The sequence below is a fragment of the Rugamonas sp. GW822-FHT03B10 genome (genome assembly GCF_058801745.1).
Map to the genome: position 1 here is coordinate 292,938 of NZ_JBXANP010000005.1, position 14,528 is coordinate 307,465.

The following is a 14,528-nucleotide window of genomic DNA, read 5'->3' on the forward strand; positions in this document are numbered from 1 at the left end:
GGAGAATGACATGGCACTGCAATCATTGGATATCAAGCGCCAGTCCGCCACCACGGTGCAGCCGCCCAGCGCGCGCGAACCGGCGCTGGGCACCGTGGCCAAGCTGATCGACGTATCGAAGTGCATCGGCTGCAAGGCTTGCCAGACCGCCTGCATGGAGTGGAACGACCTGCGCGACGACGTGGGCACCAACGCGGGCGTGTACGACAACCCGAACGACCTGACCCCGCAATCGTGGACGGTGATGCGTTTTTCCGAATACGAGACGGGCGACGGCAACCTCGAATGGCTGATCCGCAAGGACGGCTGCATGCACTGCGAAGACCCCGGCTGCCTGAAGGCCTGTCCGGCGCCGGGCGCCATCGTGCAGTACACCAATGGCATCGTCGACTTCCACCAGGAGAACTGCATCGGCTGCGGCTATTGCGTGGCCGGTTGTCCGTTCGACGTGCCGCGCATCTCCAAGAAGGACAGCCGCGCCTACAAATGCACGCTGTGCTCGGACCGGGTGGCCGTGGGCCAGGAGCCGGCCTGCGTCAAAACCTGCCCCACCGGCGCCATCGTGTTCGGCACCAAGGAGGACATGCAGCTGCACGCCGAGGAACGCATCGCCGACCTCAAGTCGCGCGGCTACGCGCAGGCAGGCCTGTACGACCCGGCGGGCGTGGGCGGCACGCATGTGATGTATGTGCTGCACCATGCAGACCAGCCGGGCCTTTACCACGGCTTGCCGGCCTCGCCCAGCATCAGTCCCATGGTGGGGCTGTGGAAGGGCATGACCAAGCCGCTGGCCCTGGCCGGCATCGCCGTCACGGCGCTGGCGGGCTGGTTCCACTACTCGCGCGTGGGACCGAATGAAGTGAGCAGGGAAGAAGAAGCCGAGGCAGTCGCAGACGCCAACCGCATCCGGGAGGGCCAAAATGAATCGCGATAAGGATGGCAATCCGCTCATCGAGCGTTACACGGCCAATGAACGCAGCGGCCACTGGGTCACCGCCATCTGCTTCTTGCTGCTGATGGTGTCCGGCCTGTCCATGTTCCACCCGGCCACCGCGTGGATGGCGGTGTTCCTCGGCGGCGGACAATGGACGCGCATCCTGCACCCGTTCATCGGGCTGGTGATGGCGGCCTCGTTCGCCGGCATGGTGGCGCAGTTCTGGCGCCACAACCAGTTCGAGCCGGGCGACCGCGAATGGCTGGACCAGGCGGGCGACGTGATCCACAAGCGCGAACACCTGGTGCCCAAGGCGGGGCGCTACAACGGCGGGCAGAAGCTGCTGTTCTTCGTGCTGGTGGGTTGCATGGCCGCGCTGCTGGTGACGGGGATCGTGATCTGGCGCGCCTACTTCTCGGCGTTGTTCCCGGTCGGCCTGATACGCTTCTCCGCCCTGCTCCACGCGTTCGCCGCGCTGCTCATCATCGTCGCGATCATCATCCACGTGTACGCGGGCTTGTGGGTCAAAGGCTCGCTGGGGGCGATGGTGCGCGGCACGGTCACGTACGGGTGGGCGCGCAAGCACCACGGGCGCTGGTTCGAGGAAGTCGTGCGCAAATCGCGCGAATAAGCCCCCGCCCGAAAAACCGTCATTCCCGCGCAGGCGGGAATGACGAATTCTTGGTTATTCGGGCGCCCCCTATGTGGGGCACATAACAACGTGTTGTAGCCCGCCCGTTTTGGATTAGAATAAGCCGCAAGGCCCGCCACCGCCGGTGGCGGGCGGGTTTGGCATCCTGGCATTCTGGGACGGGGGACTTACTTGGTACAACGCCTGCTTGCACCCGGCGAGATCGAAGCGCTCGATCACACCGCCATTCCGCGCCTGCTGCTGCCGCAGCCGCGCACCCTGTTCTCCGCCCGCGCGGCCCGTCTGCGCCGGCTCGCCAATAACGACATCAAGGGCATCCCCGTCGGCGCCACGCTGCGCGGCTATCTGCTGTTGATGGCGGCGCTGGTCGACGCGCAGGCGGCCGTCACGCTGGCACTGCCGTCCGACGCCGGCGCGCTGGCGGCGGCCATCGGCATGCCCGACGACGCCACCATCGCCCAGGCGCTAGCGCACAACATGCCTCCGCTGCCCGTCAGCGGCACGCGCCCGACGGCTTGGCGCGGCGTGTTCGACAATCTGCTGGCACAAATGGGCACGCTGGCCGTCAGCCAGCCACAATTTTCCTCCGTGCTGGACGAACTGCGCGCGCTCACCGGCGTCGAACTGGAAGGCTGCGCCGACGCCGTGCTGGCGCAATTCGGCGACGCCATCAACCCGCTGCACGCGCCATTCGTGGCGGCCGCGCTGCAAGTGGTGTGGACGCTGCAAGCGAGCCTGCTCGACGCGCGCCGTGTGCAGCCGCTGGTGACGGGCACATTGTGCCCGGTGTGCGGCTCGCATCCGGTGGCCAGCGTGATCCGCATCGGCGGACAATCGCAGGGCTACCGTTACCTGCAGTGCGGGATGTGTGCCAGCGAATGGCACATGGTGCGCGTCAAATGCTCGAACTGCGAAGACAATGCGCAAGTGGCCTACCAGAGCCTGGAGGATGCGGAGGCCAGCGCGGCCCCGCCGTCCGACGCCATCAACAAGGCCAACGATCCCTCGCGCGTGGCGCGCGCGGAAACATGCGACCACTGCCACAGCTACCGCAAAATCTTCAACCAGGAACATGACTACGATGTCGAACCGCTGGCCGACGATCTGGCCAGCCTGATGCTCGACGTGCTGGTGGGCGAAGCGGGCTACGTGCGCGCCAGCGGCAATCCCCTGCTGTGGTTCAGCGCGGCATGAGCGGCGCCGCGACCGGAGCGCAGTCGGACGGCGGCGCGGCTGGCGCGGGCGGCACCAGCGTCGCGGGCGCCAGCAACACGCGCGTACGCAGCGTACACCTGCCGGCCGTGCATTCGATTTTGTCCGATCCCTCGTGCCAGCCGCTACTGGCCGAGTATGGCCGCGTGCAGACGCTGTCCGCCGCCCGCGCCCTGCTGGCCGAACTGCGCGGCGACATGCTGCGCGTGGCCGATGCAGGTGGCGGCGCGCCATCGGCCGCCGGAGAAATCGCCATTTCCGCCATCACGGCGCTGCTGGCACAGCGGCTGGCGCGGGCCAACCGTTCGCCGCTGCGGCCGTTGTTCAACCTGAGCGGCACCGTGCTGCACACCAACCTGGGTCGCGCGCTGCTGCCGGATTGCGCCGTGCAAGCCGTGGCCGAAGCGCTGCGCTGGCCGATGAACCTGGAATGGGACATCGAAACGGGCAAACGCGGCGACCGCGACGACCTGGTGGAAGACCTGCTGCGCGAACTGACCGGCGCCGAAGCCGTCACCATCGTCAACAACAACGCCGCCGCTGTGCTGCTGATGCTGGACACGCTGGCCCATGGCCGCGAAGCCGTCGTCTCGCGCGGCGAGCTGGTGGAGATCGGCGGCGCGTTCCGCATCCCGGACATCATGCAGCGCGCCGGCGCCACGCTGCGCGAAGTGGGCAGCACCAACCGCACCCACCGGCGCGATTACGCCGACGCGGCCAGCGCGCAGACGGCGCTACTGCTCAAGGTCCATTGCAGCAATTACGCCATCACCGGCTTCACCAAGAGCGTGGAGGTGGCCGAACTGGCGCCGCTGGCGCGCGAGCGGCAGATCCCGCTGGCGGTGGACCTGGGCAGCGGCACGCTGGTCGATCTGGAACAGTATGGCCTGCCCCACGAGACGACGGTGCGCGAAACCATCGCCACCGGGGCCGACCTCGTGACCTTCAGCGGCGACAAGCTGCTGGGCGGCCCCCAGTGCGGCATCATCGCCGGCCGCGCCGACCTGATCGCGCGCATCAAGCGCAATCCGCTCAAGCGCGCGCTGCGGGTCGGCAAACTGACGCTGGCCGCGCTGGCGCCCGTGCTGGCCCTGTACCGAGCGCCCGACCTGCTGCCCGAACGTCTGACCACGCTGCGCCTGCTCACGCGCCCGGCCGCCGACATGCGCGCGCAGGCGCAAGCCATCCTGCCGCTGCTGCGGCACGCGCTGGGCGCCGACTACGACGTGCGCGACGAGGCCATGACCAGCCAGATCGGCAGCGGCGCGCTGCCGGTGGACCTGCTGCCCAGCCACGGCCTGACCGTGCGCGCCGCCGCCGGCTCGCGCGTGAGCGATGCGCTGGGCGTGCTGGAACGGCGGCTGCGCGCGCTGCCCGTCCCCGTCGTCGGCCGCATCGCGCAGGACGCGCTGTGGCTGGACCTGCGCTGTCTGGAGGCCAGCCACCAGCAGCGCTTCATCGACCAACTGGAAGCGCTGGCCGTATGATCGTCGGCACCGCAGGCCACATCGACCACGGCAAGACCACGCTCACGCGCGCGCTGACGGGCGTGGACACCGACCGCCTGAAGGAAGAAAAAGCGCGCGGCATCTCGATCGAACTCGGCTACGCCTACCTGCCGCTGGACGATGGCCAGGTGCTGGGCGTGATCGACGTGCCCGGCCACGAAAAGTTCATCCGCACCATGGCCGCCGGCGTGACGGGCATCGACTACGCGCTGCTGGCCGTGGCCGCCGACGACGGCATCATGCCGCAGACGGTGGAACACCTGTCCATCCTGCGCCTGCTCGGCGTGCGGCGCGGCGCCGTGGCCCTCACCAAGGCCGACCGCGCCGACGCGGCCCGACTGGCGCAAGTGGAAGCGGACGTGCGCGCCCTGCTGTCCACCATGGGTTTCGACGCCGCGCCGCTGTTCCGCACCAACGCCACCGTGGCAGGCGACGAAGGCGTGGCCGCGCTACTGGCGCATCTGACCGCCACCGCCCGCGCCCTGCCCGCCCGCGACGAGCAACGCCTGTTCCGGCTGGGCGTGGACCGCGTGTTCACGCTGGCGGGGCAAGGCACCATCGTCACCGGCACCGCGCTGGCGGGCGCTGTGCGCGTGGGCGACGTGCTGCGGCTGGCGCCGGGCGGCCAGCAAGTACGCGTGCGCAGCATCCACGCGCAGAACCGTGCGGCAGAACGGGGCGTGGCCGGCCAGCGGCTGGCACTGAACTTGAGCGGCGCCGCGCGTGAGGACATCGCCCGTGGCAGCTGGGTAGTCGCACCCGCGCTGGCCGAATGCAGTGAACGCTTTGACGCCGAACTGACGCTGCTGCCCGACGCCGGTGCACCGCTCGCATCATGGTCGCCCGTGCACGTGCACCTGGGCGCAGCGCATCACACGGCGCACGTAGTGCCGCTAGACGGCGACACGCTGGCCCCCGGCCACACGGGCCGCGTCCAACTGGTGCTCGATGCGCCCGTGCACGCCGTGCCGGGCGACCGCTTCGTGATCCGCAACGCGCAGGCCAGCGCCACCATCGGCGGTGGCGTGGTGCTGGACCCGTTCGCCCCTGCCCGCAAGCGGCGCAGCGCGGAACGGCTGGCGTGGCTAAAGGCCATGTCCAGCTATCTCGCCAATAACGATCTGGCCGCGCTGCTGGCGTGCAGCCCGCACGGCCTGCGCACGTCCACGCTGACGCGTTTGACGCTGCTGCCGGCCGACCTGCTCTCCACCCCGCCGGATGCGCTGCGCATCGGACTGACGGGCGGCGATGCGCTCCTGATCGCGCGCACCAGCGTGCAAGCGTTGCAAGGCCGCACCGTCGCCGCACTGGCCCAGTTCCACACGCGCATGCCCGACGAGGCGGGCCCGGAATGGTGGCGGCTCAAGCGCATGGTGGCGCCCGATGCGGAGGACAAGCTGTGGAGCGAACTGCTGGAACAGCTGATCGCGGCGGGCCGCGTATGCCAGCGTGGCCGCAGCCTGCACCTGCCCGAACACCGCATCGAACTGAGTCCGCAGGAACAATCGCAGGCCGCGCCCTTGCTGGCGTCGTTGCTGGCCGGTGCCTACGACCCGCCGTGGGTGCGCGACCTCGCGCGCACCACAGGCGTGGCGGAGGACGAGGTGCGCCGCCTGCTGCGCAAACTCAATCGCAGCGGCGATGTGGGCCAGGTGGTTCCCGATCTGTTCTACCACCCGGCCCGTTTGGCCGAACTGGCGCGCATCATCGCGGCGCTGCCCGAAGCGCAAGCGGCCTCGTTCCGCGACGCCACGGCGCTGGGACGCAAGCGCGCCATACAGCTGTTGGAATACTTCGACCGCGTCGGCTATACTCGGCGCGTAGGCAACATCCACCTGATACGGCCCAACGCCGTGTGGTCTTAGCTGCACTTAGCTGCACCTTGCTGCGCCAAGAGGAAGGCATACTCATCCGGTGATGGGGCCGGGCTTCAAACCCGGTGGGGGGCGTCAGCCGCTCCCTCGTAAGTTCGACTCCTACTGCCTTCCGCCCTTCCCTCCGTTCCTCTCCTGCCGGCGGCGCCGACACGCGGCGCAATCGCCCGCTGGTCGCCGTCATACGGCTGTCATGTCAGTCTCCTAATATTGCTGGTTTCTTAACCCGCCACGCCGCGCGCCGCCCAACGGCGAGCGATGTGTCCCTCATCTCCAGCAGCCAACCATGTTCAAACACTCGTCCTTGCGCCCAGCCCCGCGCGTCACCCGTTTAACCCTGGCACTCGCCGCCGCCGGCCTGTCCACGCTCGCCCTGCACCCTGCTTATGCTCAGCAAGCCATCGAGGCCGAGGCGCTTGCGCCCACGGCCGCGCTGACGCAAGTGCTGGTCAAGGCCACGGTCGAAAAGAAGAAACTGGGCGATAGCGTCAGCGGCGGCGCGCTGGGGCGCCGGTCCGAACTCGACACGCCGTTCTCCACCAAGGCCGTCAGCAGCGACGAAATCGAAGACCGGCTGGCCACCAGCATCGCCGAAGTGCTCAAGTACGACGCCTCCGTCACCGCCATCAGCCCCAGCGTCGGCACCCACCCGGCCACCATCGCCATGCGCGGCCTGCGGCTCGATGACCTGAACGGCTACAAGATCGACGGCCTGGCCAACATCAACCGCGGCACCGAAATGCCGCTCGAAATGTTCGAGAGCGTGGAAGTGCTCAAAGGCCTGTCCGGCTTCATGTACGGCTTCGGCTCCCCCGGCGGCATCGTCAACTATGTCAGCAAGCGCCCCACCACGGAACGCAGCTTCAGCGCGGCGGTCGGCTATCAGCAAGGTGGCGCCATCAAGGAGCACTTCGACATGGGCGGCCGCGTGGGCGAAGACGCCGGCGTGGGCTACCGACTGAACCTGGTGCACGAGGACGGTGGCGTGGCCGAGGACGACGGCTCCATCAACCGCAACGCCGCTGGTCTGAACCTGGACTGGCACGTCACGCCCGACCTCACCCTGTCCTACGACGCGTTGTATCAGCGGCGCCGCACCGTGGGCGGCACCGACATCGTCACCAGCCCGAAATTCACGCTGCCCACGCCCCTGAGCGGCGACACCCACCTGAACAGCGCAGGCGCTGGCAACAACGTCGAATTCGACCTCGGCACCTTGGGACTGCAATACCAGCTGGCGCCGGACTGGCGTGCCAACGTGTCGTACCGCACGTCTGACTCCACGCGCGTCTATAAGAAGGACCAGTACTACATCACCAGCGACAGCGGCAATTACCGCGACCGCGTCACGTCCGAGCTGCATGGCTACCACTTCAAGCAGTGGCAGGCGAGCGTGGAAGGCAGCGCCGCCACCGGCACGCTGCGCCACCAGATCGTGGCCGGCGCGATGACGCAGGAACTGACGTCGGTATCGTCCGTCGTCACGCCCAAACCCTACATCGGCACCGGCAACCTGTACGCACCAACGCTGTTCTCGGTGGACAAGGTGAACTACAGCGGCGGCACCTACGAGGACGGCAAGACCACCCAGGACGCGCTGTTCGCCAGTGACACGGTGCAGCTCCCCGCCGGCTGGTCGCTGCTTGCCGGCCTGCGCTACACGCGCTTCAAGGACGTGGCCTACACCACCGCCAATGCGGTCAGCGCCAGCTATCCCGCCAATAAGACGACGCCCACGCTGGCCCTGATGTACAAGCCCGCCGCCGACACCACGTTCTACGGCAGCTATGTGGAAGCGCTGGAACAAGCGGACAGCGCGCCCGCCTCCACCGTAAACGCCAACCAAACCTTCGCGCCGCTCAAGAGCAAACAGGCCGAAGCGGGCGTGAAGACCGAGCGCGCCGGCTGGAACGCCAGCACCGCCCTGTTCCGCATCGAACGCGGGGCGCAATACACCAACGCCGCCAACGTCTACGTGGCCGACGGCCAGACCCGCTATCAGGGGCTGGAATTCAACACCGTGGTGCAGGCGGCGAAAAACCTGTCGATCGAAGGCGGCCTGCTGCTGCTCGACGCGACGTTGCAGGACGCGGCGCCGGCCGTCACCGGCAAGCGCGCCGTGGGTGCGCCCAAGCGCCAGGCATCGCTGCAGATGACGTGGCGTCCCGCCGCGCTGCCGGGACTGGCGCTGCACGCGGGCACGCAGTACCTGGGCCAACTGGCCATGGATGCGGCCAATGCGCACACGCTGTCATCGTACGCGCTGTTCGACGCGGGCCTGAACTACCGCTCGCGCATCGGCGGCAAGATGGTGAGCCTGCGCGCCAACATCACCAACGCCGGCAATCGCAAATACTGGACCTTCTACCAGGAGAACTATCTGAACGTGGGCGCGCCGCGCACGGCCAGCGTCAATCTGCGGGTCGACTTCTGATGCGCGCACGGTCAAACGTGATGTGGGCAGCACGCCCCGCTTCCACTTTCGCGCTGGCGGCACTGCTGTGCGCCGGCGCGCAAGCCGACGGCACCGGGGCACGGTTCTACCAGACCAAGACGCCGTATCAACCGCGACAGGATATGGCCAGCTATCAGCCCGTCCCTGCCGGCTATCGCGCCGTGCAGACCCAGATGCTGGCCCGTCACGGTTCGCGCGGGCTGACCGGGTTCAGTGCCGACCTGGCCCTGTACAACCTGTGGCTGCAAGCCAGCCAGGATGGTGCGCTCACACCGCTCGGCGCCGCGCTCGGCCCGGACCTGCGCCAACTGATGCGCGCCAATTTCCTGCTCGGCTACGGCGTGCCCGGCATCGGCAAGCCGGGCTATGGCAACGAGACGATGCAGGGCATACAGGAACACACGGCGCTGGCCCGGCGCATGCAGCAACGGCTGCCGGAACTGTTCCGCGAGGCTGCCGCCAGCACCAGCACTGCCGGCGCCGCAAGCCAACCGCGCCGGATCACCGTCGTCAGCTCCGGCAAAGACCGGGCGGTCGACAGCGGCGCCTTCTTCGTCCAGTCCTTGCTGGCGCAGCAGGCGGGATTGACGCCACTGCTGAACTATCCCCCCGCGCACGCGCCGCGCACCGCCAGCGAGGACGGCAAGCGGACGGCGGGCACGGACCGCTACCTGCTCTACTTCCACAAGTTGAACGCGAAGCAGGACAAGGTCAGCGATCCAACCGATCCGCTGTACCGCACCTACATGGACAGCCAGGCCTACCAGGCCTACGCCGACAGTGCAGACCTGCGCGCCCGGGAGCGCGCTATCCTGAATCAGCCCCGCCTTGCCGAAGCGGCGAAGGTAGTACTGGCGCGTCTGTTCACGCCCGCCTTCGTCGCATCCCTTTCGCAAGGGCGGCGCAGCGCCAACAGCGGCACCTACAGCTACACCAGCGACGATGGCAAATTTGTCCAGACCTTGACTGGCGCCGGCCACACCGTCATCGACAGTCCGACGGCGGCCGCGCTGGCGCTGTACGAACTGTACTGTGCAGCGGCCGACATGCAAGGAGAAGGCGTGCCGGACTTCGGCCGCTTCCTGCCATCCGCGCAGGCCGCAGTATTCGCGGAGACGGACGACGCGATCAGCTTCTACCGCAAAGGCCCAGCCAGCGCGGGCAGCGGCGGCGTCACCTACCGCATGGCGCAGCTGCTGCTGGACGATTTCTTCGAGACAGCCGATGCGGCATCGCGCGGTGACTTGTCGCAAGTGGCCAAGCTACGCTTCGCCCACGCCGAAACAGTGGTGCCGTTCGCCGCCTTGCTCGGCCTGCGCGGCATGTCGGAAGCACTACCCGATGGCGTCACCTACCGCTACGACAACAGCCCGTGGCGCGGCGAAACGGTGGCGCCGATGGCCGCCAATGTCCAGTGGGATGTTTATCGTAATGCCGAGGGAAACACACTGGTACGCATGCTGTACAACGAAAAGGAAACAGCCTTCAAGCCAGCCTGCGACGGCGCCCGCGTCGGACAGGGCAGCGTCTATTACGACTATGCGCGGCTCAGGGCTTGTTACTTGAACCGGCCTTGATTCATTCGGCGATAAGAAGGGAAATCGAAATCACATGGGGTGCGCCGAAAGCCGGACGCCGAGCGCACGCACCACTTTGAGAATGGTGTCAAGACGCGGCTTCGCGCCCGGAGCGAGTGCTTTGTAGAGGCTCTCCCGACCAAGCCCCGCGTCCTTGGCGACTTGCGCCATCCCCTTTGCCCTCGCAACGTCACTGAGCGCAAGGATAAGAAGGTCCGTATCCCCGATTTCGAGGACTGCTGTCATATACTCGGCGATAGCGCCGTCGTCTGTGAGATAACGAGCCGCATCGAATGGAAGAAGCTTTATCGTGGTCTTGGTCTTGGCCTTGGCCTCGGCGGTACTCATCACTCAAGTTCCCGTTGTTGCGATATCTTATTGGAGGCAGGGTCAGATTCCGGCAACCGGACAAATTGTGACTATAGCGCAATGCCGGAGCTGTTACCTGCAGAGGAACCGCCCCAGTGCGATACGGTATCCTGTCGTGTGGTACCGCTGTTGCGCGGACGAATTAATGTGGTGGTGAGCATCCCTCACCCATTGCTCCGCGCCTCCTTGGCGCGACATTTTTTGCACTTTCTAGCCTCGAATTGCCCGTCGGGAAACTTCGCAAAAAGCAGTTCAGATTGCTCTTGAAACAAGTGATAGCAGTACTCGAATACGCCTTCGATGTTGAGCATGGCTACACCTCGATTTTCAGGTTCATCGAGGTGATGTAGCAGATCATTAGCATGTTCCCTCAATGCAGCAAGTTGAGGAAACAATTTAGATCGAATTACGGCAAGCCCAATAGTCGCTTCGCGGCAGCCGGAACACTTGAACGATGGATCTTGGATTATCGTATTTTGGATTGCCTGCATGATGTAGGTGTCTGCCGAACGGGTGGCAAGCGCGACGGTAAAGGCACTGGATAGCTTCTGCACCCAGTCATGGCTAGCCTCAAATTCGGTATACGCTCGGAGCGCGGTAAGTCGCTGAATGGCGGGCATTGCGATTACGATGCTGGCGCCTTCCCCTGCCCGGAATCCGGCGGTCTCGATAGGTCGTGGTGTGAATCCCAAGTTATCCGAATCCATCTTGACTGACTTTCTAACGGGCTCGTTAACTGCCCCTCACCAGCGCGTCCGGGTTGAACAAATCTGGGGATAGCTTCGGCAATCGGACAAATTGCCTCTAACGGTGCAATGCCAGAACTGACCCCGTGCGTGTGTTTAATTGCGTCTCATCGATTACAGGTGCATCTACTGCTTTGCCGTTTTCAAATATGACGTGTACCTGAGTGCTCGACCCGCTCGTCAACACGCAAATCCAACAACCAACGCTTCAGGTTCTTTTCGACCTTTGCGTCACTTGGATGGCGCTTGAACTGCTCAGGAGCAACGGTGGCAGCGTATGCCCTACGTTCAAAGTAACTGGCTGCCGGAACGCGCAGCGTGGAGGCAGTCCGATTGACTGCAAAGTTGGGCACGCTCGTTAAACCTTGCTGAGAGCATACCCAACGCTCCTTCCGGAGCAGCGCTTTAGTCTTTTTGTCTCTTCTTGTCGCCTTCCTTCTGAGCTGGGGTTCGATCACCGCCAGTATTTGTTCGATGGTCATGACTACCGTCCTGTTTTTGCTTCCCGCCTGGAATGGCACCAGATTGACCAGGATTTTTGTTCTTGAAGAGATCGTCAAGAAGTCCCATTGGTATTTCACCTCTTACGTCACGGTTAATGAGAGTCAGGCACTACGTGACTTGCCGCCTAACGTGAAGTGGACGTCATATTGACGTTTTTGAGAACATTAACATTGCCAGATAATGACGGTTTGAGCAAGCCGCGAAGGCGATGTTCGACTTACAGCAAACATAAAGCCTCCTAACGGCTGCCATAAACTTTCAGGCCAACAAGGTTCGAGCAACACTCCCCGCCCGCCTATAAAAAAACCGCCAGGCTCACGCACTGGCGGTTTTTTGTTTCAGCCGAAGCCGAAGAACTTACTGGGCTGCTGCCGCCGCTTCTTCAGCGGCCGCTTTCATCGACAGCTTCAGACGGCCACGGTCGTCCGTTTCCAGCACTTTCACGCGCACTGCCTGGCCTTCTTTCAGGTAGTCGGCCACGGCGTTCACGCGCTCGTTGGCGATCTGCGAGATGTGCAGCAGGCCATCCTTGCCTGGCATGACTTGCACGATGGCGCCGAAGTCCAGCAGCTTCAGGACCACGCCGTCGTAGGTCTTGCCCACTTCGACCGAGGCGGTCAGCTCTTCGATGCGGCGCTTGGCTTCCTGGCCGGCGGCAGCGTCCACGGAGGCGATGGTGACCACGCCTTCGTCGCTGATGTCGATCTGGGTGCCGGTCTCTTCGGTCAGCGCGCGGATCACGGCGCCGCCCTTGCCGATCACGTCACGGATCTTCTCTGGGTTGATCTTGATGGTGATCAGGCGCGGTGCGAAGTCCGACAGCTCGGTCTTCACGTGCGGCATGGCTTTCTGCATTTCGCCCAGGATGTGCTCGCGGCCTTCCTTGGCTTGCGCCAGCGCCACTTGCATGATTTCCTTGGTGATGCCCATGATCTTGATGTCCATCTGCAGCGCCGTGATACCGTTGCGGGTACCGGCCACCTTGAAGTCCATGTCGCCCAGGTGGTCTTCGTCACCCAGGATGTCCGACAGCACGGCGAAACGGCCGCCTTCCTTGATCAGGCCCATGGCGATACCGGCCACGTGCTCTTTCATCGGCACGCCGGCGTCCATCAGCGCCAGGCAGCCACCGCAGACGGAGGCCATCGACGAGGAACCGTTCGATTCCGTGATTTCCGACACCAGACGCACCGAGTAGCTGAACTCGTCAGCCGACGGCAGCGCGGCGATCAGCGCGCGCTTGGCCAGGCGGCCGTGGCCGATTTCGCGGCGCTTGGGCGTGCCCACGCGGCCGGTTTCGCCGGTGGCGAACGGTGGCATGTTGTAGTGCAGCATGAACGAATCGGTGAACTCGCCCATCAGCGCGTCGATCTTCTGGCTGTCGCGGGCCGTGCCCAGGGTGGCCACCACCAGCGCCTGCGTTTCGCCGCGCGTGAACAGGGCCGAACCGTGGGTGCGTGGCAGCACCGAGGTGCGGATCGCGATCGGACGCACGGTGCGGGTGTCGCGGCCGTCGATGCGTGGCTCGCCTTCCAGGATCTGCGAACGGACGATCTTCGCTTCCATGTCGAACAGGATGTTGCCCACTTCGGCGGCATCCGGCGCTTCGGCGGTCGCCTCGGCGGCCAGGTCGGCCATCACTTCATTGGTGGCGGCCTTCAGCTTGGCGGTGCGCTCTTGCTTGTCCTTGGTCAGGTAGGCGTCGCGGATCTTCGCTTCGGCGAAGTGCGCCACGCGCGCGATCAGCGCTTCGTTCTTGGCCGGTGGGTTCCATTCCACTTCCGGCTTGCCGCCGTCGCGCACCAGCTCGTGGATCGCGTCGATCACGGCCTTCATCTGGTCGTGGCCGTAGACCACGGCGCCCAGCATGATTTCTTCCGACAGTTGCTTGGCTTCCGATTCGACCATCAGCACGGCCGTTTCGGTACCGGCCACCACCAGATCCATCTGGGAGGTCTTCAGTTGTTCGACGGTCGGGTTCAGGATGTACTGGCCGTTGGCATAACCGACGCGGGCGGCGCCGATCGGGCCGTTGAACGGCACGCCGGACACGCACAGGGCGGCCGAGGCGCCGATCATGGCGGGGATGTCCGGATCGATTTCAGGGTTGACCGACAGCACGTGAATGATGATCTGCACTTCATTCAGGTAACCTTCAGGGAACAGCGGACGGATAGGACGGTCGATCAGACGCGAGGTCAGCGTTTCCTTTTCCGAAGGACGGCCTTCGCGCTTGAAGAAGCCACCGGGGATCTTGCCGGCTGCGTAGGTCTTCTCGACGTAATCGACGGTCAGCGGGAAGAAGTCCTGGCCGGGCTTGGCATCCTTGCGCGCCACCACGGTGGCCAGGATCACGGTGTCTTCGATCGACACCATGACCGCGCCAGATGCCTGGCGGGCGATTTCGCCGGTTTCCAGCGTCACTTGATGTTGGCCGTACTGGAAGGTTTTCGTAACTTTGTTAAACATGGGTATTCCCTTTCTATTTGCCGACAGATTTTCAGGGGCTGTCGTTCACCTCACCACAGGCGGCGTCTCCTTGTAAGATGGTCCGCCTTTACTGCATTTCACTACACTTGCGCTCTTGACGATTGCTCTTTGCCGCACGCCGCGTCGTCCATCGCGCGCCGTGCCGTATCCGGGAATGCCATGTTGCCGCGCCAAGAGGCTGTTCCTCTTAGCAATAAATCACCGGGC

11 protein-coding genes and 1 tRNA gene are annotated in these 14,528 nt (G+C 65.1%); 8 read left to right on the forward strand and 4 right to left on the reverse strand.

All coding sequences use genetic code 11. The features are described 5' to 3' along the window. The first annotated feature begins 10 nt into the window (after nt 1–10). From fdxH to AC1RQG_RS11225, 8 genes are all read left to right on the forward strand, one after another. On the forward strand, nt 11–934 hold the full coding sequence (fdxH, locus tag AC1RQG_RS11190) for a formate dehydrogenase subunit beta (protein ID WP_493131247.1): 924 nt from the start codon (nt 11–13) through the stop codon (nt 932–934). Beyond that, the gene (locus AC1RQG_RS11195) at nt 921–1,565 is read left to right on the forward strand and encodes a formate dehydrogenase subunit gamma (RefSeq protein WP_493131249.1); all 645 of its coding nucleotides are present in this window, start codon (nt 921–923) and stop codon (nt 1,563–1,565) included. The genes fdxH and AC1RQG_RS11195 overlap by 14 nt, the downstream gene beginning before the upstream one ends. 192 nt (nt 1,566–1,757) lie before the next feature. Then, a complete protein-coding gene (fdhE, locus tag AC1RQG_RS11200; protein WP_493131251.1) occupies nt 1,758–2,780 on the forward strand; it encodes a formate dehydrogenase accessory protein FdhE in 1,023 nt (340 codons plus the stop codon). Beyond that, on the forward strand, nt 2,777–4,285 hold the full coding sequence (gene selA / locus AC1RQG_RS11205; protein WP_493131253.1) for an L-seryl-tRNA(Sec) selenium transferase: 1,509 nt from the start codon (nt 2,777–2,779) through the stop codon (nt 4,283–4,285). Before fdhE ends, selA begins: the two co-directional genes overlap by 4 nt. Continuing rightward, nucleotides 4,282–6,171, forward strand: coding sequence for a selenocysteine-specific translation elongation factor (gene selB, locus AC1RQG_RS11210; protein WP_493131255.1), 1,890 nt, complete (start codon nt 4,282–4,284; stop codon nt 6,169–6,171). The genes selA and selB overlap by 4 nt, the downstream gene beginning before the upstream one ends. A 31-nt stretch (nt 6,172–6,202) precedes the next feature. Next, nucleotides 6,203–6,295, forward strand: a tRNA-Sec gene (locus tag AC1RQG_RS11215). Between the two features lie 171 nt (nt 6,296–6,466). Further along, the gene (locus AC1RQG_RS11220; protein ID WP_493131257.1) at nt 6,467–8,614 is read left to right on the forward strand and encodes a TonB-dependent siderophore receptor; all 2,148 of its coding nucleotides are present in this window, start codon (nt 6,467–6,469) and stop codon (nt 8,612–8,614) included. A gap of 20 nt (nt 8,615–8,634) precedes the next feature. Then, entirely contained in the window at nt 8,635–10,212 is a 1,578-nt protein-coding gene (locus AC1RQG_RS11225; protein WP_493131259.1) for a histidine-type phosphatase, read from the forward strand. Between the two features lie 30 nt (nt 10,213–10,242). Here the strand turns inward: AC1RQG_RS11225 and AC1RQG_RS11230 are convergent, their stop codons facing one another. The 4 genes from AC1RQG_RS11230 to pnp form a co-directional block, all read right to left on the reverse strand. Beyond that, complete coding sequence (locus tag AC1RQG_RS11230) at nt 10,243–10,560, reverse strand: addiction module antidote protein (protein WP_493131261.1); 318 nt, start codon at nt 10,558–10,560, stop codon at nt 10,243–10,245. 185 nt (nt 10,561–10,745) lie between these two features. Continuing rightward, nucleotides 10,746–11,288 carry a hypothetical protein gene (locus tag AC1RQG_RS11235; protein WP_493131263.1) on the reverse strand — a complete coding sequence of 181 codons (543 nt, stop codon included), beginning with the start codon at nt 11,286–11,288 and terminating at the stop codon, nt 10,746–10,748. Nucleotides 11,289–11,470: 182 nt separating this feature from the next. Beyond that, nucleotides 11,471–11,809 carry a hypothetical protein gene (locus AC1RQG_RS11240; RefSeq protein ID WP_493131265.1) on the reverse strand — a complete coding sequence of 113 codons (339 nt, stop codon included), beginning with the start codon at nt 11,807–11,809 and terminating at the stop codon, nt 11,471–11,473. Between the two features lie 379 nt (nt 11,810–12,188). Next, the gene (gene pnp / locus AC1RQG_RS11245; RefSeq protein ID WP_493131267.1) at nt 12,189–14,300 is read right to left on the reverse strand and encodes a polyribonucleotide nucleotidyltransferase; all 2,112 of its coding nucleotides are present in this window, start codon (nt 14,298–14,300) and stop codon (nt 12,189–12,191) included. Nucleotides 14,301–14,528: the final 228 nt, after the last annotated feature.

Excerpts from the sequence above, each read along its gene's own strand:
- AC1RQG_RS11195 (WP_493131249.1), top strand. The coding sequence starts at position 921 with ATGAATCGCGATAAGGATGGCAATCCGCTCATCGAGCGTTACACGGCC.
- AC1RQG_RS11240 (WP_493131265.1), bottom strand. The coding sequence starts at position 11,809 with ATGACCATCGAACAAATACTGGCGGTGATCGAACCCCAGCTCAGAAGG.
- selB (WP_493131255.1), top strand. The coding sequence starts at position 4,282 with ATGATCGTCGGCACCGCAGGCCACATCGACCACGGCAAGACCACGCTC.
- AC1RQG_RS11230 (WP_493131261.1), bottom strand. The coding sequence starts at position 10,560 with ATGAGTACCGCCGAGGCCAAGGCCAAGACCAAGACCACGATAAAGCTT.
- fdxH (WP_493131247.1), top strand. The coding sequence starts at position 11 with ATGGCACTGCAATCATTGGATATCAAGCGCCAGTCCGCCACCACGGTG.
- AC1RQG_RS11225 (WP_493131259.1), top strand. The coding sequence starts at position 8,635 with ATGTGGGCAGCACGCCCCGCTTCCACTTTCGCGCTGGCGGCACTGCTG.
- selA (WP_493131253.1), top strand. The coding sequence starts at position 2,777 with ATGAGCGGCGCCGCGACCGGAGCGCAGTCGGACGGCGGCGCGGCTGGC.
- AC1RQG_RS11220 (WP_493131257.1), top strand. The coding sequence starts at position 6,467 with ATGTTCAAACACTCGTCCTTGCGCCCAGCCCCGCGCGTCACCCGTTTA.
- AC1RQG_RS11235 (WP_493131263.1), bottom strand. The coding sequence starts at position 11,288 with ATGGATTCGGATAACTTGGGATTCACACCACGACCTATCGAGACCGCC.
- pnp (WP_493131267.1), bottom strand. The coding sequence starts at position 14,300 with ATGTTTAACAAAGTTACGAAAACCTTCCAGTACGGCCAACATCAAGTG.